At 72.7% G+C, this 24,306-nt stretch carries 19 protein-coding genes and 1 pseudogene; 8 read left to right on the top strand and 12 right to left on the bottom strand.

Translation table 11 applies throughout. The features are described 5' to 3' along the window. Positions 1-7 precede the first annotated feature (7 nt). From ID554_RS27040 to ID554_RS27030, 3 genes are read right to left on the bottom strand one after another with little or no spacing between them, the layout of a single operon-like run. Entirely contained in the window at positions 8-2,398 is a 2,391-nt protein-coding gene (locus ID554_RS27040) for an aerobic carbon-monoxide dehydrogenase large subunit (RefSeq protein ID WP_117228899.1), read from the bottom strand. Further along, positions 2,395-2,943, bottom strand: coding sequence for a (2Fe-2S)-binding protein (locus ID554_RS27035; protein ID WP_117228898.1), 549 nt, complete (start codon positions 2,941-2,943; stop codon positions 2,395-2,397). Before ID554_RS27035 ends, ID554_RS27040 begins: the two co-directional genes overlap by 4 nt. A 2-nt stretch (positions 2,944-2,945) precedes the next feature. Beyond that, positions 2,946-3,818 carry an FAD binding domain-containing protein gene (locus tag ID554_RS27030; RefSeq protein ID WP_117228897.1) on the bottom strand — a complete coding sequence of 291 codons (873 nt, stop codon included), beginning with the start codon at positions 3,816-3,818 and terminating at the stop codon, positions 2,946-2,948. Between the two features lie 121 nt (positions 3,819-3,939). Between ID554_RS27030 and ID554_RS27025 the strand changes: the two genes are divergently transcribed. Then, entirely contained in the window at positions 3,940-5,013 is a 1,074-nt protein-coding gene (locus ID554_RS27025) for an XdhC family protein (RefSeq protein ID WP_117228896.1), read from the top strand. Between the two features lie 26 nt (positions 5,014-5,039). On the opposite strand, the gene ID554_RS27020 is transcribed toward ID554_RS27025, so the two are convergent. Continuing rightward, positions 5,040-6,038: an NAD(P)-dependent alcohol dehydrogenase gene (locus tag ID554_RS27020; protein ID WP_117228895.1), complete on the bottom strand. Its 999-nt coding sequence runs from the start codon at positions 6,036-6,038 to the stop codon at positions 5,040-5,042. 306 nt (positions 6,039-6,344) lie between these two features. On the opposite strand from ID554_RS27020, the gene ID554_RS27015 reads away from it, so the two are divergent. Together ID554_RS27015 and ID554_RS27010 are read left to right on the top strand one after the other, a co-directional pair. Beyond that, complete coding sequence (locus ID554_RS27015; protein ID WP_117228894.1) at positions 6,345-7,484, top strand: SPFH domain-containing protein; 1,140 nt, start codon at positions 6,345-6,347, stop codon at positions 7,482-7,484. Next, positions 7,481-8,572: a hypothetical protein gene (locus ID554_RS27010; protein ID WP_117228893.1), complete on the top strand. Its 1,092-nt coding sequence runs from the start codon at positions 7,481-7,483 to the stop codon at positions 8,570-8,572. The genes ID554_RS27015 and ID554_RS27010 overlap by 4 nt, the downstream gene beginning before the upstream one ends. Before the next feature lie 119 nt (positions 8,573-8,691). Here the strand turns inward: ID554_RS27010 and ID554_RS32570 are convergent. Then, positions 8,692-8,739: pseudogene (locus ID554_RS32570) on the bottom strand (hypothetical protein); the annotation flags it as partial. Positions 8,740-8,972: 233 nt separating this feature from the next. Here ID554_RS32570 and ID554_RS27000 point away from each other — a divergent pair. The 4 genes from ID554_RS27000 (at position 8,973) to ID554_RS26985 (ending at position 16,247) form a co-directional block, all read left to right on the top strand. Continuing rightward, on the top strand, positions 8,973-10,565 hold the full coding sequence (locus tag ID554_RS27000; protein WP_117228892.1) for a GMC family oxidoreductase: 1,593 nt from the start codon (positions 8,973-8,975) through the stop codon (positions 10,563-10,565). 335 nt (positions 10,566-10,900) lie between these two features. After that, positions 10,901-12,130, top strand: coding sequence for a multidrug effflux MFS transporter (locus ID554_RS26995; RefSeq protein WP_117228932.1), 1,230 nt, complete (start codon positions 10,901-10,903; stop codon positions 12,128-12,130). A gap of 128 nt (positions 12,131-12,258) precedes the next feature. Further along, positions 12,259-13,596, top strand: coding sequence for an SWIM zinc finger family protein (locus ID554_RS26990; protein WP_117228891.1), 1,338 nt, complete (start codon positions 12,259-12,261; stop codon positions 13,594-13,596). Then, the gene (locus ID554_RS26985; RefSeq protein WP_223884275.1) at positions 13,593-16,247 is read left to right on the top strand and encodes a DUF6493 family protein; all 2,655 of its coding nucleotides are present in this window, start codon (positions 13,593-13,595) and stop codon (positions 16,245-16,247) included. The genes ID554_RS26990 and ID554_RS26985 overlap by 4 nt, the downstream gene beginning before the upstream one ends. A 275-nt stretch (positions 16,248-16,522) precedes the next feature. Here the strand turns inward: ID554_RS26985 and ID554_RS26980 are convergent, their stop codons facing one another. Continuing rightward, complete coding sequence (locus ID554_RS26980) at positions 16,523-16,753, bottom strand: hypothetical protein (RefSeq protein WP_223884274.1); 231 nt, start codon at positions 16,751-16,753, stop codon at positions 16,523-16,525. 274 nt (positions 16,754-17,027) lie between these two features. Here ID554_RS26980 and ID554_RS26975 point away from each other — a divergent pair, with 274 nt between their 5' ends. Further along, positions 17,028-17,894, top strand: coding sequence for a CPBP family intramembrane glutamic endopeptidase (locus ID554_RS26975; protein WP_158573772.1), 867 nt, complete (start codon positions 17,028-17,030; stop codon positions 17,892-17,894). A 289-nt stretch (positions 17,895-18,183) separates the two neighbouring features. On the opposite strand, the gene ID554_RS26970 is transcribed toward ID554_RS26975, so the two are convergent. The 6 genes from ID554_RS26970 to ID554_RS26950 all read right to left on the bottom strand — a co-directional run bounded on the left by ID554_RS26970 (position 18,184) and on the right by ID554_RS26950 (position 24,256). Next, positions 18,184-20,448, bottom strand: a complete 2,265-nt coding sequence (locus tag ID554_RS26970; protein WP_117228930.1) for a catalase — start codon at positions 20,446-20,448, stop codon at positions 18,184-18,186. Between the two features lie 115 nt (positions 20,449-20,563). Further along, positions 20,564-20,698, bottom strand: coding sequence for a hypothetical protein (locus ID554_RS32565; protein WP_263407309.1), 135 nt, complete (start codon positions 20,696-20,698; stop codon positions 20,564-20,566). After that, positions 20,695-20,832 carry a hypothetical protein gene (locus ID554_RS32080; RefSeq protein WP_199489239.1) on the bottom strand — a complete coding sequence of 46 codons (138 nt, stop codon included), beginning with the start codon at positions 20,830-20,832 and terminating at the stop codon, positions 20,695-20,697. The genes ID554_RS32565 and ID554_RS32080 overlap by 4 nt, the downstream gene beginning before the upstream one ends. Positions 20,833-20,891: 59 nt before the next feature. Further along, positions 20,892-21,698 (bottom strand): hypothetical protein, encoded by an 807-nt coding sequence (locus tag ID554_RS26960; protein WP_117228889.1) that lies wholly within the window; start codon positions 21,696-21,698, stop codon positions 20,892-20,894. Next, positions 21,695-22,696 (bottom strand): WxL protein peptidoglycan domain-containing protein, encoded by a 1,002-nt coding sequence (locus ID554_RS26955; protein ID WP_117228888.1) that lies wholly within the window; start codon positions 22,694-22,696, stop codon positions 21,695-21,697. Before ID554_RS26955 ends, ID554_RS26960 begins: the two co-directional genes overlap by 4 nt. 33 nt (positions 22,697-22,729) lie before the next feature. Next, positions 22,730-24,256: an HtaA domain-containing protein gene (locus tag ID554_RS26950; protein ID WP_117228887.1), complete on the bottom strand. Its 1,527-nt coding sequence runs from the start codon at positions 24,254-24,256 to the stop codon at positions 22,730-22,732. Between the last annotated feature and the right edge of the window lie 50 nt (positions 24,257-24,306).

The following is a 24,306-nucleotide window of genomic DNA, read 5'->3' as shown; positions in this document are numbered from 1 at the left end:
CGCCTCCTCAGATCGGCGGTCGGGCCTGGCCGCGCATGGCGTCCCAGACCCGCGACGGCGTCAACGGCATGTCGGCGTGCCGGACGCCGAAGGGCTTCAGGGCGTCCACGACCGCGTTGACGATCGCCGGTGGCGAGCCGACGGTGGCCGACTCCCCCACGCCCTTGGCGCCGATCGGGTGGTGCGGCGACGGGGTGACCGTGTAGCCGGTCTCCCAGTCGGGCACCTCCAGCGCGGTCGGGATGAGGTAGTCCATCATGGACGCGCCGAGGCAGTTGCCGTCCTCGTCGAAGGCGATCATCTCCATCAGCGCCATGCCGACGCCGTCGGTCAGGCCGCCGTGCACCTGCCCCTCAATGATCATCGGGTTGATGCGGGTGCCGCAGTCGTCGACGGCGATGAACCGGCGCACCGTCACCTGGGCCGTGCCCGGGTCGATGTCGACCACGCAGATGTACGCCCCGTGCGGGTAGGTCAGGTTCGACGGGTTGTAGCAGATCTGCGCCTCCAGTCCGCCCTCGATCCCGTCCGGCAGGTCACCGGCGCCGTGCGCGCGCATGGCGATGTCCTGGATCGTGACGGACTTGCCCGGGTCGCCCTTGACGTGGAAGGCGCCCTTCTCCCACTCCAGGTCGGCGACGGACACCTCCAGCATGGCCGAGGCGATGATCTTGGCCTTGTCCCGGACCTTGCGGGCGACCAGCGCGGCGGCGGCCCCGGACACCGGGGTGGACCGGCTGCCGTACGTGCCGAGGCCGAACGGGGTGTTGTCGGTGTCGCCGTGCACCACGTCGATGTCGTCCGGCGGGATGCCGATCTCCTCGGCGACGATCTGCGCGAACGTGGTCTCGTGGCCCTGCCCCTGCGACTGCACGCTGAGCCGGACCACGGCCTTGCCGGTCGGGTGCACGCGCAGCTCGCAGCCGTCGGCCATGCCCAGCCCGAGGATGTCCATGTTCTTGCGGGGACCGGCGCCGACGGCCTCGGTGAAGAACGCGATGCCGATGCCCATCAGCTCGCCCCGGGCACGCTTCTCCTCCTGCTCGCGGCGCAGCTCGGAGTAGCCGGCCATCTCCATGGCCAGCCGCATGGTCGGCTTGTAGTCGCCGGAGTCGTAGACCCACCCGGTCTTCGTCGTGTACGGGAACTGCTCGGGCTGGATGAAGTTCTTCAGCCGCAGCTCGGCCGGGTCCATGCCCAACTCGTCGGCGAGGCAGTCGACGATCCGCTCCACCAGGTACACGGCCTCGGTGATCCGGAACGAGCAGGCGTACGCGACACCGCCGGGGGCCTTGTTGGTGAAGACCGCGGTCATCTTGCAGTAGGCGGCCTCGATGTCGTAGCTGCCGGTGAAGACGCCGAAGAACCCGGCCGGGTACTTGACCGGCGCGGCGGTGCCGTTGAACGCGCCGTGGTCGGCCAGCACGTTGGTGCGGATGGCCAGGATCCGGCCGTCCCGGGTCGCCGCGATCTCGCCGCGCATGATGTAGTCGCGGGCGAAGCCGGTGCTGATCAGGTTCTCCGAGCGGTCCTCCATCCACTTCACCGGCTTGCCGGTGACGATCGAGGCGACGATGGCGCAGACGTACCCGGGGTAGATTGGCACCTTGTTGCCGAACCCGCCGCCGATGTCCGGCGAGATCACCTGGATCTTGTGCTCGGGCAGGCCGGCCACGATGGCGTAGAGGGTGCGGTGAGCGTGCGGCGCCTGGGTGGTGGACCAGAGCCGCAGCTTGCCCTCGATCGGGTCGAAGTCGGCGAGCGCGCCGCAGGTCTCCATCGGCGCCGGGTGCACCCGGGGATAGACGATGTCCTCGCTGACCACCACGTCGGCACGGGCGAACGCGGCCTCGGTGGCCGCCTCGTCGCCGGTCTCCCAGTCGAAGCAGTGGTTGTTCGTCTTGCCGTCGAGGTCGTCGCGGATCACCGGGGCGTCCGGCTCCAGCGCGCGGCGCACGTCGACGACCGGGTCGAGGATGTCGTACTCGACGTCGATCAGTTCCAGCGCGTCGCGGGCGGCGTACCGGTCCTCGGCGACCACGAAGGCCACCTCCTGGCCCTGGAAGCGCACCTTGTCGGTGGCGAGCACGGCCTGCACGTCGTTGGAGAGCGTCGGCATCCAGGCCAGGTTCTGCTCGGCCAGCATCGCCCCGGTCACCACCGCCTTGACCCCGGGCGACGCCTCGGCGGCGCTGGTGTCGATGGAGACGATCCGGGCGTGCGCCACCGGCGACCGCAGGATGGCGAGGTGCAGCATGCCGGGCAGGTGCACGTCGTCGACGTAGCGGCCCCGGCCGCGTACGAAGCGCGGGTCCTCCTTGCGCAGCATCCGGCCGTACCCGACCGGCTTCTGGTCGTTGTCGTGGAACGTGTCCACGGGCTCGTGCACGGTCGTCATGCGGGGCTCCCGGCAGGCTGGCCGGCGTCGGAGATCTCGCCGGCGGCGGGTGATTCGGTGGTCTCGACGACCTGGGCCGCGGCGGTCTGCTCGTGCACGGCGGCCCAGCGTACGGACCGGACGATGGTGGAGTACCCGGTGCAGCGGCAGATCTGGCCCGAGATCGCCTCGCGGATCTCCGGCTCGCTCGGGTCGGGGTTGCGGTTCAGCAGCGCCCGCGCGGTCATCATCATGCCCGGCGTGCAGAAGCCGCACTGGAGGCCATGGCACTGCATGAAGCCCTGCTGCACCGGGTCCAGCTCGGCGCCGGAGGCAAGCCCCTCGACGGTACGCACCTCGTGGCCGCCGGCCATCGCGGCGAGCACTGTGCACGACTTCACCGGCTCGCCGTCCAGCCAGACCACGCAGGTGCCGCAGTTGCTGGTGTCGCAGCCCCAGTGCGTGCCGGTCAGGCCCAGCACGTCCCGCAGGAAGTGCACGAGCAGCAGCCGGCCCTCGATCTCCCGGGTGACCTCGACGTCGTTGACGGTCATGGTGACCTGCATGCTCAGCTCCTCGCCCGCTCGGCGGCCCGGCGCAGGGCCCGTTTGGTCAGCTCGGCGGCCAGATGCCGCTTGTAGTCGGCACTGCCGCGTTGGTCGGTGACCGGTTCGCACTGGCTCGCCGCGATCTCCCCGGCCCGGGCGAACACGCTCTCGGTGGGCGCCTGCCCGCGCAGGGCGGCCGAGACCTCCGGGATGCCGGTGGTGTTCGGGCCGACCGCGGCCAGCCCGACCCGGGCGTCGGAGATCACGCCGCGGTCCAGCCAGATCGCCGCGCCGGCCGAGACCACGGCCCAGTCGCCGGCCCGGCGCTCGACCTTCTCGTACGCGCTGCCGCCGCCGGGGCGTACCGGCAGCCGGACCTCGATCAGCATCTCGGCCTCGCCGACCGCCGTCTCGTACGGTCCGACGTGGAACTCCTCCATCGACACGATCCGCTCCACCCCGCCGGGTCCCCGGATCACGCAGCTCGCGTCCAGCGTGGTGCAGACCGCCGACAGGTCCTCCGACGGGTCCGCCTGGCAGAGCGAGCCGCCCAGGGTGCCCCGGTTGCGCACGATCGGGTCGGCGATCACCCGCTCCGCGTCGGCGAAGATCGGGAACGCCGCGGCCAGTTCGGCGGACTCCAGCAGCTCGCGGTGCCGGGTGAGGGCGCCGATGCGCAACTCGTGCCGGCCGGGCCGGATGTACCCGAGTTCCGGGTGCAGATCGTTGATGTCGATCAGATAGTCGAAATTGGCCAGGCGCAGCTTCATCATCGGCAGCAGGCTGTGCCCACCGGCGATCAGCCGGGCTGTGCCGCCCAGCCTCTCCAACAAACCAATGGCCTGGTCCACACTGGTGGCGCGCTCGTACTCGAACGGTGCCGGAACCTGCATGATGTCGCTCCTCCGGGGTCCCGCCAGAATCTGGTCGGGGCCGTTTACAAAGTCAACGTCGACCTAAGCAATTACTTAGGTCGGGTTGACGATGACACCGGTGTCCACGGATGGTGCAGCCATGCGGGACATCGCGGACGGACTGACGGACTGGCGTACGGCCGGCGTCGCGTTCGCCGTGGCGACCGTCGTACGCACCTGGCGCTCGGCGCCCCGGCAACCGGGCGCCACCATGGCGGTCAACGCCGACGGTGAGGTGCTGGGCAGCGTCTCCGGCGGGTGCGTGGAGGGCGCGGTCTTCGAGCTCTGCCGGGAGGCCATCGAGACCGGCAAGGCGCGCACCGAGATCTACGGGGTCAGCGACGACGACGCGTTCGGGGTGGGTCTGACCTGCGGCGGCACCATCGAGGTCCTGGTGCAGCCGGGCGTCACACTGACCGAGACCGACGCGGTGCTCGACGCGATCACCGCCGGTCGGCCGGTGGCCACCGCGTCGATCGGGGACGCGCAGCTCGTGGTCTGGCCCGACCGGGTCGCCGGCAGCCTCGGCGAGCCCGACCTGGACCGCGCGGTGGCGCAGCAGGCCGCCGGGATGCTGGCCCAGGGCAGCACCGGCACCGTCCATCTCGGTACCCACGGCGAGCAGCGCCGCGACGAGGTGTCGGTCTTCGTCCAGTCGTACGTCCCCCCGCCCCGGATGATCGTCTTCGGCGCGATCGACTACGCCGCCGCAGTGGCCCGGATCGGCCGATTCCTCGGCTACCACGTCACGCTCTGCGACGCCCGCCCGGTGTTCGCCACCCGCAAGCGGTTCCCCGACGTCGACGACCTCGTGGTGCGCTGGCCGCACGAGTACCTCGCCTCGACCACCGTCGACGAGCGCACCGTGCTCTGCGTGCTGACCCACGATCCGAAGTTCGACGTACCGCTGCTCCAGGTCGCCCTGCGCACGTCCGCGCGGTACATCGGCGCGATGGGCAGCAGGCGTACCCATGACGACCGGATACGCCGGCTACGCGAGGCGGGCGTGGACGAGGCCGCCCTGGCCCGGCTCTCCTCGCCGATCGGGCTGGACCTCGGCGCCCGCACGCCCGAGGAGACGGCCGTGGCGATCGCCGCCGAGATCATCGCCCAGTCCTGGGGCGGATCGGGTCGTCCGCTCACCGACCTCGACGGCTCGATCCACCGGTCCTGAGCGGTCCCACCCCGACCGCAGGTGGTTCAGACGGTGACCACGATCTTGGCGCGGGCGTGCTCGACCTCCATGTACCGGATCGCCTCGGGCACCTCGTCGAGCTTGTAGGTCCGGTCGATGACCGGGCTCACCATGCCAGCCTCGGCGAGCTCGCGGAGCGCCGCCAGCAGCTCGCGGCTCAGCGGCGTCGGGAGCACGAGGATCCGCTCGCGGGCGACGCGGGCCATCACCTGGGCCCCGATGAGCAGACCCATCGGACCGACGAGACCGGGTCGGCCACGAGAGGTTCCGCCACCGGAGAGCACAAGCGTCCCTCCCGGCGCCAGCGCCCGACGCAGGTCGCCCAGGGAGCGGTTGCCGACCAGGTCGAGCAGCACGTCGTAGCGCCGGCCGAGGCGGACGAAGTCGTGGGTGGTGTAGTCGACGACGTGGTCGGCGCCGAGGGAGCGGGCCAGGTCGACGTTCCTGGTACTGCACACCGCCGTCACCGTGGCCCCGAGGGCCTTGCCGATCTGGACGGCGAAGGTACCCACGCCACCGGAGGCACCGTTGATCAGGACGTGCTGACCGTCCCGGAGCTGTGCCAGGTCCCGCAGGCCCGACAGGGCGGTGCTGCCGGCCAGCGGCATCGTGGCCGCCTGCGCGAAGCTGAGGTTCGCCGGTTTGGCCTCGATCTGCTCGGCGGGGACGCACACGTACTCGGCGAACGCGCCGTGGACGTCCCCGGTGTCGCCGTACACCTCGGCGCCGGGGCGGAACCGGTCCACCCCGGAACCGACCGCCTCGACGCGCCCGGCGAAGTCGGTACCACGGATCTTCCGCGTGGGGCCGCGCAGGCCCATCATCTGCGGCGCGGCCAGCCGCGCCAGGTACGGGTCGCCCCGCAACACGTGCCAGTCCCGCGCGTTGACCGAGGCCGCATGCACCCGCACCAGGACCTCGTGCGCGGCGGGAGCCGGCTTGTCGACCTCCTGGAGTCGCAACACGCCCGGTGAGCCGTACCGCTGTTGAACGATCGCCTTCATGACGCCATGGTGGCGCTCGCGGAGGCACCACTCATCGGAACGCGGGCCGGAACCACACCGGCCGATAGCAGGAGCCGCGCCTGCCGAAAGCACGGTCTACGGTCGCGCTGTGGTGCGGGTGGCGACGGCACGGGCCCGCACCAGCCACGATCGGGCTGCGCTGCGGAACGATCCGGTCAGCCACGCATGGCCGTGGCCGGCGGTCCGGTATCCGGCCGACTGCCGCACCCCGCCCGGGAAGCTGGTCGCCGGTTGGTACGGTCGCCCGCAACGCTGATCATCACGGGACCGACAGGAAGAGGCGCGATGGGGCTGATGGACCGGCTCCGGGGCGAGTTCATCGACATTGTGGAGTGGCTGGACGACAGCCGGGACACGATCGTCTGGCGCTTCCCCCGGTACCAGAACGAGATCAAGATGGGCGCCAAGCTGGTCGTGCGCGAGTCGCAGACGGCGGTGTTCGTCAACGAGGGGCAGATCGCCGACGCCTTCCCGCCCGGCACCTACACCCTGGAGACCCGTAACCTGCCCATCCTGTCCACCCTCAAGGGCTGGAAGTACGGCTTCAACTCGCCGTTCAAGGCCGAGGTGTACTTCGTCAACACCCGGCAGTTCACCGAGATGAAGTGGGGCACCCAGAACCCGGTGATCCTGCGGGACGCCGAGTTCGGCGTGGTCCGGCTGCGCGCGTTCGGCGCGTACGCGGCGCGGGTGGTGGACGCGCAGCGACTGCTGCGGGAGCTGGTCGGCACGGACCCGCAGTTCCGCACCGAGGAGGTGCAGGAGTACCTGCGGCAGCTCATCGTGGGGCGGCTCGGCGGGGCGCTCGCCACGGCCGGGGTGCCGCTGCTGGACCTGGCCGCCCACCAGGACGCCATCGGCCGACGGTTGGCCGGGGTGCTGACCGCGGAGCTGGCCGAGGTCGGTATCGCGATCCCCACGTTCGTCATCGAGAACATCTCCGTGCCGCCGGAGGTGGAGCGGGCGCTGGACAAGCGGACCAGCATGGGCGCGGTCGGCGACTTGAACCGGTTCACCCAGTTCCAGGCGGCCACCGCGCTGGAGGAGGCGGCCAGGAACCCGGGCGGCGAGGCGGGTGCCGGCGTCGGACTCGGGATGGGCATGGCCATGGGGCAACAGATGGCCCGCACGATGTCCGGCGAGGCCGCGCCCGCACACCACGCACCGGCGGCGCACGCCCCGACACCGCCGCCGAGCGCCGAGCCGCCGCCGCTGCCGCCCCAGACCCAGTGGTTCATCGGAGTCGCCGGGCAGCGGCAGGGCCCGTTCGACCTCGGTGGGCTGGCCACCCAGGTGGCCGCCGGCACGCTGGGCCCGGACACGCTGGCCTGGCGGGCCGGCATGGCTCAGTGGCAGCCCGCCGGGCAGCTTCCCGAGCTCGCCTCGGTGCTGGCCAGCGTCCCGCCGCCGCTGCCCCCGCGATGAACGGCGCGACCGTTCCCCCGCCGACGTTCGGTTGCGGCGGCTGCGGGGCCCGGGTGGAGTACGCGCCGGGCGCGGCGGTGCTGCGCTGCCCGTACTGCGGGCGCCAGCAGGAGATCGCCGGGGCCGGCCGGGAGGTACGCGAGCACGCGTACGCCCAGTTGGCCACGCTGCCGCGCAAGCCGGTGGCGCAGGTCGGCGCGCACAGTTTCGTCTGCCCCGGCTGCGGCGCCCGCACCGAGAGCAACGCGCTGGCGAAGCGGTGCCAGTTCTGCGCCGCGCCGCTGGTGGCCGACCAGGCGACGGGCAGCCTCATCGCCCCGGAGGGGGTGCTGCCGTTCGCGGTGGACCGCAGCGGTGTGCGGACCGCCCTGGGCACCTGGTGCCGCAGCCGCTGGTTCGCGCCGAACAGCCTCAAGAAGGTCAGCGAGGCGGAGACGCTCAAGGGCACCTACCTGCCGCACTGGACGTTCGACGCGCGGACCGTGTCGCAGTACCGGGGGCAGCGCGGCCAGCACTACTGGGTCACCGAGAACTACACGGTGATCGTCGACGGCAAGGCGGAGATGCGGACCCGGCAGGTACGCCGCACCCGATGGTATCCGGCCGGCGGCACCGTCCGGCGGGACTTCGACGACGTGCTGGTCCCGGCCACCCGGTACCTGCCGGAGCAGCAGCTGGACCGGCTGGCCCCGTGGCCGCTGACCGAGGCGGTCGCGTACCACGGGGACTACCTGGCCGGCTATCACGCGCTGCGCTACGACACCGAGCCCGAGGCGGGGCTGACCACGGCGAAGGCCCGGATGGCACCGGTGATCGCCGGCGACTGCCGCCGCGACATCGGCGGCGACGAACAGCGCGTCGACTCCGTCGACACCAGCTACTCGGACGTGACGTACAAGCTGATGCTGTTGCCGGTCTGGATCGCCGCCTACCTGCACGCCGGCCGGTCGTACCAGATCCTGGTCAACGCCCGCACCGGCGAGGTGATCGGTGAGCGCCCGTACAGCGCGGCGAAGATCACCGCCCTGGTGCTGGCCGTGGTGGCGCTCGTCGCCGCGATCGTGCTGGCGTTCGCGCTGAGTCGGTAGGACGCGCCACGCGGCCGGTCCAGCCCGTCGGCCGCGGCCCCGCTCGCCGAACAGCCCAGGTAGGCGCCGCCGTGCGTGCGGCGGACCAGGCCCTGCTGCGCCAGCAGGCTGAGGTCGCGGCGGATGGTCTCCGGCGCGACGCTCAGCTCGGCGGCGAGGTTCCGCACGTCGACGTCACCCTGACGACGCGTCACGGCGAGGATGTGGTGGCGGCGTGGATTCGCGTCCACTGTGCACCTCCCGTCGACGTGTCAGCAGACCGGTCGCCGGGCGGGCTTCACGGCAACCTCTGATTACTCCGCGTAAAGATTTCTGGCACGGATCGCCCACTTCTTCCTTCTGCGTGACCGACGCAATACGGTAGGTCCCTGCCGGGCCGTCGAACCGGAGGGTTTTCCCCATGACCGTGTACGACTACCTGGTGGTCGGCGCGGGCTCGGCCGGCTGCGTGCTGGCCAACCGCCTGACCGAGGATCCCGACGTCCGGGTGCTGGTGATCGAGGCCGGCGGATGGGACGGCAGCCCGTGGGTGCGCATCCCCAAGGGCTTCAGCCGGCTGATGGACGACCGGCGCACCGCGTGGCACTACTCCGCCGAGGTGCCCTCCGGCGGGCAGGAGGTCTGGCAGCGCGGACGGCTGGTCGGCGGGTCCAGCTCGATCAACGGCATGGTGTACGCCCGTGGCGACCGGCTCGACTACGACGAGCTGGTACGCCTCGGCAACCCCGGCTGGGGCTGGGACACCATGCTGCCGATCTTCAAGCGGCTGGAGGACAACCCGCTCGGCGCCTCCGACGTACGCGGCACCGGCGGCCCGCTGCGACTGTCCACCGCCACCGGCACCGACGAGATCTGCGAGGAGACCATCGCGGCCGGGGAGGAACTCGGCTGGCGCCGGACGGACGACCTGAACGCCGGTGATGACGAGCGGATCGGCTACCTGATGGCCACCATCCGCGACGGCCGCCGCAGCAGCGCCGCCGACGCCTTCCTGCACCCGGTCCGGCACCGACCCAACCTGCACGTCGCGGTGAACACGGTCGTCCGCCGCGTTCTCGTGGAGAACGGTCGCGCCGTCGGCGTACACGCCCTCCGGGGCGGGCAGCCGGTCGACTTCCGGGCCCGGGCGGAGGTGGTCCTCGCCGCCGGGGCGATCGCCACCCCACAGTTGTTGCAGGTCTCCGGGATCGGTCCGGCCGAGGTGCTGCGCCGGGCCGGGGTCGACGTGCTGCTCGACCGGCCCCGGGTCGGTGCCGGGATGCGGGAGCACCGGACCACCCCGATCCAGTTCCGGCTGGCCGGACGGGTCGGCTACAACCCGCGTCTGAGCGGGCCGCTCGGGCAGGGCCGGGAGCTGCTGCGCTACCTGCTGACCCGGCGGGGACTACTGGCCCTGCCGGTGTTCGACGTCGGTGCGTACATCCGCGCCACGCCGACCGCCGGGCACCCGGACGCGCAGTTGCTGGTCGCGCCCTTCTCGGCGGCACCTCGACGGCCGGGACGCGCGCTGGAGCTGGAGGCCGAGTCGGGGTTGATGGCGCAGGTCACGGTGACCCGGCCGGAGAGCGAGGGCAGCCTCGCCATCACCTCCGCCGACCCGGGTTCGCCGCCCCGGATCGTCGCCGGCTACTTCGACGCGGCGCACGACCGCCGGGTGGCGGTCGACGCCTTCCGGCGGACCCGGGAACTGTTCACCACCGGGCCGATCGCCAAGCGCATCTCCGTCGAGACGCTGCCCGGCCCGGCGGTCCGCGAGGACGACGAGATCATCCAGGCGGGGCTGGCGCTCGGGTACTGCGGGTACCACGCGGTCGGCACCTGCGCGATGGGTCCCGACGACGACTTCGTGGTGGATCCGCAGCTGCGGGTCCGGGGCGTGACGGGCCTGCGGGTCGTGGACGCCTCGGTGCTGCCGACCCTGGTCAGCGGCTATCTGAACGCGCCGGTGATGGCGCTGGCGTGGCGCGCCGCAGACCTCATCCGAGCCGCCTGACGGCGGCATGCTTCCGCCACCGTCCATTCTGGAGTCGGCGATGTCATCACCGGCACGGTCCGCACCAGCGCGTACTCGCTGACCTCCGGCACCTGGTCGGCGTGGTCGAAGGCGGCCGGCCGGGGCGACCTGGCCTCGGCACCCGTCGGCCGGGGGTCCACCGGCGCCCGACCGGCTGTGAGCTGCGTTACCAATACGCCGACCGGGAATCAGCTCGCCGGTCGCGGGGTGGAGCCAGTTATGACCGCTGCACCACTGCCTGCTCAGCGTCCGGACCGGCCGGAGGTCGCCCGATGAGCGCCCCGCCGCCGGGCGCGCTGATGCCGGGCGACCTGATGAGCCCCCGGCAACGCCTCCGGCTCATCCTCGTCCTCGGCTCACTGATCGCGGTGGGGCCGCTGACCATCGACATGTACCTGCCGGCGCTGCCGGCGATCGGCGACGACTTCGCCACCAGCTCGGCGGCGGTCCAGTTGACCCTCACCGGCACGCTGGTCGGCCTCGCGCTGGGCCAGTTGCTGATCGGTCCGCTCTCCGACGCCGTCGGTCGGCGCAAGCCGCTGATCGCTGGCACCGCGCTGCACGTGGTCGCCTCCGTGCTGTGCGCGCTCGCGCCGAGCATCGCCGTGCTCGGCGCGCTTCGGGTCGTCCAGGGCCTCGGCGCCGCGGCCGCCGCCGTGATCGCCATGGCCGTGGTCCGTGACCTGTTCAGCGGTACGGCCTTCGCGCAGGTGCTGTCCCGCCTGCTGCTGGTGATGGGTGCCGCCCCGGTCCTCGCGCCGACCCTCGGCAGCGAACTGCTGCGCTGGACCCAGTGGCGGGGGGTGTTCGCGGCGCTGGCGGTCTTCGGCGTCCTGCTGATGCTGGTCGCCGTGTTCGGTCTGCGGGAGACGTTGCCGCCGGCCCGCCGCCAGCGCGGTGGCGTGGTGTCCACCGCCCGCCTCTACCGCTCGCTGCTGCGCGACCGGCCCTTCGTCGGGCTGGTGCTCGTGGCCGGGCTGGCGATGGCGTCGATCTTCGCCTACGTCAGCGGCTCCTCGTTCGTCCTGCAGGAGCAGCACGACCTCGACGAGCAGCAGTTCGGGTTCGCCTTCGGCGCGGGCGCTATCGGTCTGATCGCGGCCACCCAGGCCAACGTACGCCTGCTGCGCCGCTACTCGCCGCAACGGATCCTGGCCAGCGCCCTGCTGGTCGGCACCGTCGCCGGTCTGGTGCTGCTCGGTATCGCCGCGACCGGGCTCGGTGGCCTGCCGGCGCTGCTCGCGGCGCTGTGGGTGGTGCTCGCGGCCGCCGGTCTGGCGCTGCCGAACGCCCCGGCGGTGGCGCTGACCCGGCACGGCGAGGCCGCCGGCACCGCCTCCGCGCTGCTCGGCTCGGTGCAGTTCGGCATCGGCGCGGTGGCCGCGCCGATGGTCGGGGTCCTCGGCAACGGTGCGGTGGCGATGGCCCTGGTGGTGGCCGGTGGCATGGCGTCGGCGCTGGTCGTGCTGCACCTCGTGGTGCGGCCGGCCCAGCTCGACGCTCCGGAGCCCGACGCGGAGCCGCTGGCCGTCGCGGTCCACTGACCGCCGAGCGTGGTGCCGCGACGTGCGCGGTGACCTGGGTCGTGTACATGGGCGGACGCGACCGGCCACCGGTGACGAAACGAGCGCGCACCGACTCGTGTCAGGGGCGTGCTCTACCGTCCGACGGCGTGAACGCAGTGCAGACGTACCGGTACCTCGCCCCCTCCGCGCTCGGCGGCGGCGCGCTCGCCCTCCAGACCAGCGGCGGGCCCACCCCGAATCCCCGTTTCTTCCGTGGTTTCCTGACCACGCCGCAGGCGGCGGCGGTCGGCCTGCTGGCGGTGGCCGAGGTGGCCCGCACCCGCTACCACCGGCCGGTCGACCCGGCCAGCCTCGACCCGGTGGTCACCGGCAGCCGCGACCGGCTTCGTTTCGAGTCCTTCTCCGGCTGCTGCGGCGTGTACGCCCGCCTCGACGCGCTGCCCGAGGGCCTCGACGGTGACGTGGTCGAGCACGGCACCACCAACGTGGACGTCAACACGCCGCTGCGGGAGGCGCTGTCCCGGGTCGGCGGGCTGGATCCGCTGCACATGTCGGTCGGCCCCGACGACCTGACCGTGTCGACGATGAACGGCGAGGTGGTCGAGAAGAAGGTCCCACTGCCGGTGCGCTGGCTGCGTGGCTTCGCCGAGGTGCAGGTGCTCGCCGCCCGCTTCGAGCCCCGCGCGGAACTGTCGGCGGCCGAGGCCGCCACGTTCCTGCGGCGACTGCCCAAGGGCGGCAGCCGTTCGGTGCTCTGGGTGGTGCCCGCCGGCCGGTCGTTGCGGTTGACCTCGCGTCCGGTCCCCGGGGCGGCCTGCCTGGCCGGGCCGAGCCGGTTGGTCGCGCTGCACCCGATGCTGCGCTTCGCGAAGACCCTCCGGGTGTACGGCCCGACGGTGCGCGCCGGTTCCGCGCCGCTACCCAGCGTGTGGGAGCTGGACACCGGGGCGCTGCGGCTCTCGCTGACCCTCTCCCCCGAGCCCTACCGTGGCTTCTCCGGCGAGGGCGCGGCGCTGACCGCACTGGCCGGTGACGACGTGGTCGACGACGCCGAGCTGGTCTCCGCGCTGCTGTCCTGGGATCCGACCGTCGACGTGGACCGGCTGGCAGGCGAGGCGGGTATCGACGCCGACCGGGTCCGGGGCGCGCTGGCGCAGCTCGGCACCGCCGGTCGGGTCGGTTACGACGTCTCCGAGGCGGCATACTTCCACCGGGTCATGCCGTACGACGCGGGCCGGGCCGAGCGCGACAACCCCCGGCTGGTCGGCGCACGGGCGCTGCTCGACGCCGGCGCGGTGCAGGCGGACGGGGCGTCGGCCACCATCCGCAGCGGCGACCAGATCTACCGGGTCCGGCTGCTGCCCGACGGCGCGCTCACCTGCACCTGCCCCTGGTGGGCCAAGCACCGGGGGCAACGGGGGCCGTGCCGGCACGCCCTGGCCGCCCGCATGATGGTCACCAACCGGGTCGAGGAGCGGGTGTGAGGCGCCCTACGCGGGTCGACATCATCAAGAGCATGCCGCGCCGTCGGCAGGAGTTGGCAGAAGGCGGCACCAGCGACCTGTTCGACCTGGTCGGCAACGGCTCCGCCGAGCAGGTCGCGGAGGCGCTGACCGGGCTGCCCGAGCCGCGCCGCCGCGAGATCGGCGTGGAGCTGACCGCCTGGTTCAAGAAGCGGGACAAGGAGACGTGGTGGACCACGGGGTCGGGCACCGCGCTCGCGGTCGCCGTCGTCGGTTGCCTGCCGACCGCCGCCCAGGCCGCCGCGATCATCGGGCGCGCCTCGGTGCCGGTGGACGGCACCCGGGCCGCCAGGCTGGTCCTCGCCGTCGCGCAGGAACGCGGCGTCACCTGGCTCGGTGACCTGGCATACCGGGTGGCCGCGCGGTTCGGCCAACGCACCTGGGTCGACGACTGGCTGTTCGTCGCCGAGGTGTTGCGGGTCGAGGGGTCGCCGCCGCCCACCGACGACCGCTCGGTGCAGCTGTGGCTGACCGCCGTGCAGTTCCCCGACCGAGGTCGCCGAGGCGCCCCGACCCCGGTGGCGGACCGGATCCGCGACGACCCGTTCCTGCCGGCCATGCTGCCCCGGTTGTTCGAGGCGGACGGCATCGGCACGCAGATGATGTTCGACGTGCACTGGAAGAGCTGGGACGAGCCGAAGCGGCACGCCCTGCTGACCGCGCTGGCCCAGCTCGGCGCCGAAGGGGTGGTCGAACGGACGGCACTCGTCGACGGTGCGCTCGGCCGCCTGCTGCGCGGTGACCGGCCGACCGCGCTGCGCGCCTTCACCACCCTGCTCGGCCTGCTCGCGCTGAGCAGCGCCGAGATCGCCGCCCGCGCCACCGACCACCTGCGCCTGCTCACCGACGCGCCCGCGCCGGTGGCCACCATGGCGCAGAAGGCGCTGCGTCAGGTGCCCGACCTGGAGCTGGAGTCAGTCCTCGACGCCTCCCGCCAGGTGCTCACCCGGCCCGACAAGGCGCTGGTCCGCACCCAGCTCACCTGGCTCGACAAGCTGGCCCGCCAGCACCCCGACCGGGCCACCGAGATCGCCGAGGTGATCGCACTCGGTGCCGACCACCCCGCCGTCGAGCTGCGCGACCGCGCCGCCGCTCTGGCCGCCCGTCACGGCGTGGTGCCGGAGCCACCCGACCTCGGCCCTGCCCGCACCGGTCCGCGCGGCGACGACCTGCCCGCCCCGGCACCGTCCGCACCGGCCCCCGCGCCGATCACCGACGTCGACGAGCTGGCCGAGGAGGTCGCCGCGCTGCTCGGCACCCGATACCAGGGCACTCCGCTGGAGCGGATCCTCGACGGGATGGTCCGACTCACCGCCACCGACGGTCCCCGGGTGCACGCCGCCCTCGCCCCGGTGATCGAACGCCGGCACTGGTCGTGGGCGAACGAACACCAGTACGACCCGCTCTGCCTCTGCGAGGTGCTTGTCGACGTGCTCAAAAGCGCCGGGGTCGAGCAACCCGCCCGCCCCCGTTCCCGGTGGCAGGCGCTGCTCGACGCGGTCCGCCGCAGCGAACCGTCGGCACCGGAGCTGGTCGGCACGAACCCCCGGGTGCCCCCGGTGCACCGGCTGCTGCGCGCCCGGCTAGCCGAGATCGGCGTGCACGTCAACGACCCGGGGAATACCGGACTGCTGGCCCTGCCCACCGCCGCCAACGGCACCATCGACCCGTTGGCGCTTGTGGAACGACTCGCGGCGCTCGGTGCGCGTACACCCGGGCACTGGGATCTGACCCAGGCGTTGCTGCGGTTGCCGACCGACGCTGACGAGGCGGTCGCCGGCACGGCGGCGGCGTTGGGCACCCCGGCCGGTGACCGCCTCGCCACCTGGTTGCGCGACGGTGGACTGCCGCAACCGGTGATGCGGCAGAGCACCCTGCACCGCAAGCGGCAGGGCCGGTACAGCTGGGACCATCCGTACATGCCGCCGGAGCGGCTGCTGGTCGAGCTGAGCCCGCCCGACGGTCACGCCGACCCCGACGGGCTGCTCACCCTGCACCCGACCTCGATCGGCGTGGAGCACTTCGGCTGGGTGAACCTGTGGCCCTCGCTGTTGCCCGGTCACCGGGGCGTCGTCGCCGCCTCCGTGCTCCCCCTCGTCGCCAACACCGCCGACCTGGACCAGCGCGACGGTACGGCGGTGCTGCCGCTGCTCGCCGAGATCACCGGACCCGGCGGGATCGCCCTCGACCTGGCGGTGGCGTACGGCCTCGGCGCCCGGCACGCCCCCGACCGGGTGGCCACCCTGGACGCCCTGCTCACCCTCGCCGCCGCCGGCCAGCTCGACGCGGCGGGCACCGGCACGGCACTCGGCGCGCTGGTCACCAGGGACCGTGTCAAACTGTCGCGGGCCGTCGAGCCACTGCGCGACGCCGCCCAGGCCGGCGTACCACTGACCGTCTGGCGACTGCTGGCCGCCACGCTGCCCGCACTGCTCACCCCGCCGACCGCCCCACGCGGCACCATCGACGTGCTGACCCTGGCCAGCGAGACCGCCACCGCCACCGGGGTACGCCTCGACGTCCCCGGCCTCGCCGAGGTGGCCGCCCGAGGTGGTTCCAGCCGACTGGTCACCGAGGCCCGCCGCCTGCACCAGGCGCTACAGAACGCGTGAACGCACCAGCACCGACGACGCAGACCGCCCGGGCAGCACCCGGGCGGTCTCCCGCCGACCACTGGCAGCGTCTCCCCGTCAGAGAACCGCCCCAAGGGCTGGTCGAACCACCCGTCTGGTACGACCTCGCGAATGACAGGAAGCGCGACATGATTCCCCTAATCGTGGCAGTGTGGCTGGGCGACACGCCGACGTGCGAACAGCTACACCGCCACGATGAGACGTGCACCGTCACGACGGCGCGGACGGGGGCAAGTTGTGGCTCCATCGGTGGCTCATCGCCCGGCGTTCACGAAGGCAACGATCTCGTCGAGGCGAGGGCGATAGCCGTCGCTGGTGTCCAACTCGATCTCGGGCACGTCGAGCCGGACGGGCCGAAAGCCGTGGTGGCCGACGGCATGGGTCTGATGGTCGCCGAGGGCACGACGGACAGCTTTCTCGTCCTGCCGTCGGCGGCCGCATGGACCATGCCCTCCTTGATCTCGTCCCGGCAGATCGCTGGGCAACCGATCCTCCCGGCGAGAAGGTGCGCGAGTGTCGTCTTTCCAGCCCCCGATGGTCCGCTGACGACGACACACGATTCAGCGAACTGGCGCAAGGGGTGCGGGTGCGATCCGTCTGTGCTGTCAGGTCGACAGGGGCCGAGCACAGGAGCCTCGCCCCGCCGGGTCGACTGGCGGGCGCAGGGTAACGTCGGCTTGCATGAGGATCTTGGGGACGGACTCGGGGGACGTCGGGCGACTGGTGCGACCGACGGAGACGGGCCGGTGGGTGGTACCCGTGCTGGTTCCGCTCGCGGTGGTCTTCGTCGCGTACGCGTGGATCGTTCCCGACGGGCTGGGTGAGGCCACCCGGAGTGTCGCGGTGGCGACGGCCTGGGCCCTGACCTTGATTGTCACACTGCTCGTGACGCTGCTGGTCCTCATCCTGGTCACGGCGGCACGGCGGGGCACCGCAGCGGCGCGGCAGGTCGCGGGGTCACCCGGCACCTGGCTCGCGGTCGCCGTGGTGGCCTACCTCGTGCTGCTCACCGCAGTCTCCGGGCGGATGGCGCCGCTGCCGGTGTTCGACGCGCTCGATCGGCATTGGCAGGGCAAGGTGCTCGACCTGGTCTGGCTGGCCGTCCTGTTCGGCATGTTGCACCGGTGGGCGCGCGCCGAGGCGGGCCTGCGGCTGAGTATCACGCCCGGCTCGGCCCGGCCGGCGCTGCTCACCATCGCCGTCGTCTTCGGGGGTTTCGTCGGGCTCACCGCGCTGGCGGTCGCGCTGGATCCGTCGGCCGCCACGGCGGTGGGCGCCGAACAGGTGGCCTACAACGCCACGATCCCGAACCTGACCGAGGAGCTGATCTGGCGCGCGGCGATGCTCGCGGTGCTCGACCGTGCCTTCGGCACTCCCTGGGTCGTGCTCGGTGCGCCGGTCGGCTGGGGCGTCGTCCTCACCAGTGTGGTCTTCGGTGCCGGGCACGGCCTCCTCGTCGACCTCGACGGCGTCTGGGGGTTCAACGTCGCCGGTGGCCTCTTCGCGACGGTGATGGGGTTGGCGCTCGGGTGGATCTGGGCGCGGACCGGCAGCGTGTGGCCCGCGTTCCTGCTGCACTGCGCACCGGAGCTGGGGGTGGACGTCGGCATGCTGGTCGCCGGGTGAGCCGACGTGGGCTCCCGACGGCGTACCGGCGGGAGCCCACCGGCTCAGACCGCGTGGCGCTGGGCCCAGTCGAGGGCGTAGTCGGCGACCTGCTCCCAGCCGGGCTCCGCACACGTCCGGTGTGAGCGCCCGGGGAACTCGTGGAAGTCGGTGCGCAGCGGCAGCGCCGCCAGGGCGCTGGCCCGACGGGGCCGGGGAGGGCTGTGAGTGCACGGGCGCGACCGACAGTGCACGGATGCGGGGGCGGTCCGCCGCCGCGCGACGGACCGTCCCGGGGCAGATCGGTGGGTCAGCCGACCGAGGCGGAGAGCCGGTCCCAGGCCCGGTGGTCGGCCACCAGCCGGTGCACCCCCGCGAAGACGTCCTCGCCGGAGTCCCCGGTGACGACGCCGGGCGTGCCGCCGACGCCCGCCTGTTCCAGCACGGCGACACCGGAGCCCCAGGCACCGATCGCCTTGGCGTGCCGCCAGCACTCCTCGACCATCAGCAGCACCCGGGGATCCACCGGGCCGGCGGCCGGTGGAGCGCCGACCTGGGAGTCGGGGGCCGGTGGCGCGTCCGGCGCCGGAGCCGGCGCGGCGGCGACCAGCAGCGCGTCGAGTTCGACCGACCGACCGGTGGCGAAGCTGCGCTGCGCCGGCAGGTCACCGATCAGGCCGCCGTGCGGGGCGATCAACAGCGGCACCATGTCGGCGGCGAAGATCGCCCGGCGGACGTCGCGGACGGTGTCGAGGTCGACGTCGGGGTCGACGACGATGCCCACCATCCGCCCGTCGGTCGGCCACTGCCGTCCCAGCTGGGACAACGCGGGGCTGGGCGTGACGTCGGCCAGCGGCATGGTCGGCTCCGGCGCGGGCAGCCCGAGACCGGCGGCGACCTGGGCGCAGAGCACCGGGTCGATGTTGGCCAGGCACTGGAGCTGCCGCTCCCTGATCGCCTGGTGGTAGCACCTGCCGAGCTCGAAGGTGTAGGCGCGGACGATGTGCTCCCGCTCCACCGGGGACATGCTCAGCCAGAACAGTCGCGCCTGGCTGAAGTGGTCGTCGAAGGACGCCGGGCTGGCCCGGACCTTCGGCGCTTCGGCCACGCGTACCGGCACGTCCACGAAGGCGTTCTCGGCGTCGCCGGCCGGGAAGGGGTTGCCGCCGTCGAGCGAGTTCGGCCGGTACGGCGCCACCCCGGCATGCACGGCGTGCTGGTGGAAGCCGTCCCGCCGCATGTCGTTGACCGCCGCGTGCGGCCGGTTGACCGGGATCTGCGCGAAGTTCGGCCCGCCCAGACGGGTGAGCTGGGTGTCGACGTACGAGAAGAGGCGGCCCTGCAACAGCGGGTCGTTGGTGACGTCGATGCCGGGCGGCAGGTGGCCGACGTGGAAGGCGACCTGCTCGGCCTCGGCGAAGAAGTTCGTCGGCGTACGGTTCAGCGTCAGGCTGCCGACCAACTGCACCGGGGCGAGTTCCTCCGGCACGATCTTCGTCGGGTCGAGCAGGTCGATGCCGGCGAACGTCTCCTCGGGGGTGTCCGGGAAGATCTGGAGACCGAGTTCCCACTCCGGGAAGGCGCCCGCCTCGATGGCGTCGTACAGGTCGCGCCGGTGGAAGTCCGGGTCGATGCCGGCGAGCATCTGGGCCTCCTCCCAGACCAGCGAGTGCACGCCCAGCTTCGGCTTCCAGTGGAACTTGGCCAGCACCGTCTCCCCCGCCTCGTTGACCAGGCGGAAGGTGTGCACCCCGAAGCCCTCCATGGTCCGGTACGAGCGCGGGACGCCCCGGTCGGACATGTTCCAGATCACGTGGTGCTGCGCCTCGGTGTGCAGGGAGACGAAGTCCCAGAACGTGTCGTGTGCGGCCTGGGCCTGCGGGATCTCGCGGTCCGGACGCGGCTTGGCGGCGTGCACGATGTCGGGGAACTTGATGGCGTCCTGGATGAAGAAGACCGGCATGTTGTTGGCGACGAGGTCGAAGGTGCCCTCGTCGGTGTAGAACTTCGTCGCGAAGCCCCGGGTGTCGCGCACGGTGTCGGCCGAGCCGCGCGATCCGAGGACGGTGGAGAACCTGACGAAAACGTCGGTGGTACGGCCCTTGCGGAGGAATCCCGCCCGGGTCACCGCCTCGGCCCCGCCGTACGCGGTGAACACGCCGTGCGCACCCGCGCCCCGGGCGTGCACGACCCGCTCCGGGATGCGCTCGTGGTCGAAGTGCGTGAGCTTCTCGCGCAGGTGGTGGTCCTGGAGCAGCACCGGCCCCCGGGGCCCCGCCTTGAGCGAGTGGTCCGTGTCGCGCAGCCGCGCCCCGTGTGCCGTGGTCAGGTAGGCGCCCTGCTGGCCGTCGGCAGCGGCCGGAGCACCGGTCCGCGCGCCGGTCGGCGTACGGGTCTGCGGGCTGCCCTGCTCCGGCTTGGGTGGCGGCGGGTCCTGCGGCGTGGTCGGCTCCGGCACCGTCGGCTCGGCGCTACCGGGCTTGCCGGGCACCTCTGACGTCAGGGTGTCGGTGACCTTCTCCGCAGCGGACTCCACCGCTTCCTTGACCACCTTTGCGGGATTGCGGGCATCCATCTCGGCGACTACCTCCTGGAACATTAGGACCGGATGGCATCGCGGTACCCTGGCCGGAGTCGGCAAAACAGGGCGAACGGTACGAGTTTGGTAGGTCCCGTCCCTCGGTGCCCGGCTAGGCCCGGCGGGCGTGCACGCGTTCGATGGCGCCGTAGCTGAGTCGTTCGGTGACGAGCACCTCGACGTCGAGCTGTCGCAGGGTGTGCAGCGGGCGACGGGTGTAGTGCTCGCCCTGCAACGGCACGCTCACCAGGTCGACGACGTGCTGCGCGGCGCGCAGCAGCGGGTGGGAGGCGGCCGCACCGTACGGGGACTCCAGTCGACGCCACTCAGCTGCACGTCGGCCGGGTAGTGCGGCAGGTTGAGGCCGGTGCCGACGGCCACCTCCAGAGTCCTTGATCGACGCGCCGGAGGCGGGCGGAGCGGGCCGGGCAGTGGGCGGTTCAGCGCCCGGAAGACCGGCGGCGGCGCAGCTCAGCCGCCACCGGCACGAGCAGCGCGAAGCCGAACAGCCCGGCCAGCCCCCACGGCTGGTGGTCGGTGGTCGCCTCCACCCGGCGGGCCGCGCCGGAGGTGACCACCTCGCCGTGGATCCGGTAGTCGCCGACGGCCGGTGCCGGCAGGGTCATCGGGATCCGCACGAGGCGTTCCTCCCCGGCGGCGAGGTCCGGCGTGTCCGGGGACGCGACGAAGCCGGTCGGCTCCGGTCCCCGACCGACGGTGAACGACAGGGCCACCGCCACCGGCACCGGCTCGTCGTTGCGCAGCCGCAGCACCACGGTCCGCTGCACGGAGGCACCGAACAGGGCGGGCCAGCCGCCGTCGCGTTCGACCTGCGCCCCGACGACGACCGGGGGGCGGGTTCCAGTCTGCCGGACGGTGCCGCCGGATCGCCGGATCGCGCCGGTCACGCCCAGCGGCGTGGTCGCGGAGAGCCGACCGTCCAGTGTGCGCACCCGCACCTGACAGGGACAGCCACCGGGCGGCGCGGCGACGGTCAGCGGTGCGCCGCCGGTACCCGTGGCGGGCAGGTGGATCTGCGCCGAGGTGTCCACCGCGCAGCGGGGCGGCGTACCCGCGTCGCACAGCTCGATCACGACGGTGCCGGTGGGCCAGCCGGTGAGCCGGACCAGCACCTGCTCCCCCGGCTTCGCCTCGGCCCGGTCCACCGCCACGCGTGGGTCCGGGGCCGGGGCGCCGGCCAGGGCGAGGCCGGCGAGCAGGGCGACACCGTACGCGAGCCACCTCATGCCGGCGTCGACCGGCGCCGCCGGATCGCCCGCACCCGGCTGACCAGCAGCGCGCCGAGGGCGGCGAGCAGCACCGCCGTCCAGACCCAGGGCACGGCCCAGGTCACGGCGGTGCGGGTCACGGTGGGCAGCATCCGGTCCGGGGTGGCCGGGTCGACGGCCACGGCGGCGGCCAGCCGTCCGGCCGGCACCACGCCGTTGATCTGTTCGGTGACGGTGATCGCCGCGCCGGGCAGCAGCTCGGGCACGGTGACCGGCTCGGTGCGGGCCAGCCCGAGACCGAACGGCGCGGTCAGGCGTACCTGGGTGGTGCCGGTCAGTCGGGTGTTGCCGGTGTTGCGCAGCCGGTAGCTGACCACGACCGGCCCGGTGCCGAACGGGTTGATCGGGTTGTCGTAGCCGATCCGCATCGCCTCGACCTGGAGGCCGGGGCGCACCGGGCCGGCGACCCGCAGATAGATCCGGGCGGCCACGCGACGGTCGAGCCTGACCTGCCCGCCCCCCTCCGCCACCTGGGCGATCGAGGCGACCACGCCACCGGCGTGGTCGCCGGGGCTGGCGTTGGCCGGCACGCCGACCTGGAACGGCACGATAACCTGTTCGCCCGCCGGCACCCGGTAGGTGCGTTCGGCGAACCGGGTCCAGGCGCCCACGTCGACCGGTGGGCGGCTGGCCGGTTGCAGCGCGAAGCCGCCGTCGTCGGTGGTGAAGGCGTCGGCGCCGTACACCGCGAAGGTCATCGTGGTCTTGCTCAGGTTGGTCAGCGCCACCCGGTCCTCGATCACCTGACCGGGTTCGGCGTCGTAGACGAAGTAGCTGCGGCCGGTGGGGCCGGACGGTCCGGACGGCTGCACCGCCCAGGTGAACCCGGCGTCGCTCGGCGACGGCGCGGGGGCCGGCGCGGCGAGGGCGACGGCCGGTCCGCCGGCCAGCACGGTGGCGAGCACGGTGAGGACCACGGTCACGGCGACCAGGTGCGGGGAAGGGCACCTCGTCATCGGTCTGCGCACAACAAGATGCCCTTCCACGCGTCAGGACAGGGTCAGGGTCAGGGTGGCGGTGTAGTCACCGGGACCGGTGGCGGCCGGGACCCCGAGGCCCAGGTCGGCACCGCACCGGAAGCTGCCGGCGCTGGCGCCGGCCGCGGAGCCGCACAGGGTACGGGCGCCGCCCAGACCCGTGCCATCACCCGGGTTGGCCTGCCCGCCCGGAGTGACCACCCCGGCCGAGCCCACCAGATTGTCGGCGAGCACGGACGCGTTCGGCGTCCAGCCGAGGTTGTCGGCGGCGATGGTGCCGCCGAGCGCGCTGGTGAAGTCCTCCACCTGACCGACCACGTTCCAGCCGGCGTTGGTGCCGCGCAGGTCGCTGACCGTCACCGCGTTGAGCGCACCGTCGGCCACCCCGCCGGGGTGCACGTCCGACAGCGTCACGGCGCTGCCGGACGAGGTCAGCGTCAGCGGGCCGGACTGGAGCACCGTGGCGGTGATCTCCTGCTCGGCGCCGCTCGGCCCACCGGTGGCACCCCGGAAGGTGACCGGCGTGAAGGTGTCCTGGCTGCGGTCGCCGGAGCCGTGTGCCGCGAACGTCAGCACGTAGCACTGGGTCACCGTGCAGTCGACCGTGTCGCCGTTGCCGTCGGTGTAGCTCGGCACCAGGTCCAACGTGGTGGAGAAGGTGCCGTCGGCGGCGAGCCTGACCTGCGCCGCGGACGACGAGGCGTTCTTGTGCACCCACTTCACCGGCTTGTACGGGCGGGAGTTCGTCCAGTGGTTGTCGACCTTCGGGCCGAACGCCACGTAGACGCCGACGCCGCCGTTGGCGTCCGGGTCGAACCCGGAGCCGGTGACGGTGACCGACGTCCCCTCGGGGTCGAGGGCGGCGGACGGATCCACGGTCACCGACGGGGTGGCGGGACCGCCGCCGCCCGGGCCGGTGGTGAAGGTGAACGATGTCGGGTCCAGGGCCGTGCCGGCGGTGAAGAAGCCGGCGAAGGCACTGGCCCCGGTCTCGGTGAGCATGGTGGCCAGGTTGCTCCAGCTCACCGTGTCACCCGAGACGGTCGGGCTGGCGCCGCCGGTGCCGAGGGTGGCGATGGCGGCCTGCTCGATCTGCACCGGCTCGAACCCGCCGCCGCTGACCTCGAGGTCGACGTCGGCGAGCAACGAACCGCCGGCACCGTCCACCACCACGGTGGGGTTGGCCAGGGTGATCTTGAAGAAATGCGACGGGTACGAGAACACGACCGTGCCGCCGTAGTTGACGGTGGTCGCGCCGGTGGCGCTGTCGTACGTGCCGCCGGTGACCGGGAACTTGAAGGTGCCGTCCGCGTTGCGGGTGGCACCGTCGGCGACCCCGATCGGCGGGTTGCCGTTACCGGTCGAGACGTACGCCCGGAACGAGCTCTTGAAGCCCCAGTCGAGGCTTCCTGCGGTGACGTCGGTCGGCGCCGCCGTCGCCGGGGCCACCACGGCCAGTGACGCGGCGGCACCGAGCACCGCTGCCGACACCCACCGGCACGACCGTCGGCGGATACCGCCGGGTCTGGGTACGGACATGGGTCTTCCTCTCGGAGGGAGTAGGGCCCGATTAGGTTAGGCTCACCTAA

The sequence above is a fragment of the Micromonospora craniellae genome (genome assembly GCF_014764405.1).
Taxonomy (GTDB): Bacteria; Actinomycetota; Actinomycetes; order Mycobacteriales; family Micromonosporaceae; genus Micromonospora; species Micromonospora craniellae.
Note: the sequence above shows the minus strand (reverse complement) of the source record. Positions and strands in the feature narration are given on the sequence as shown.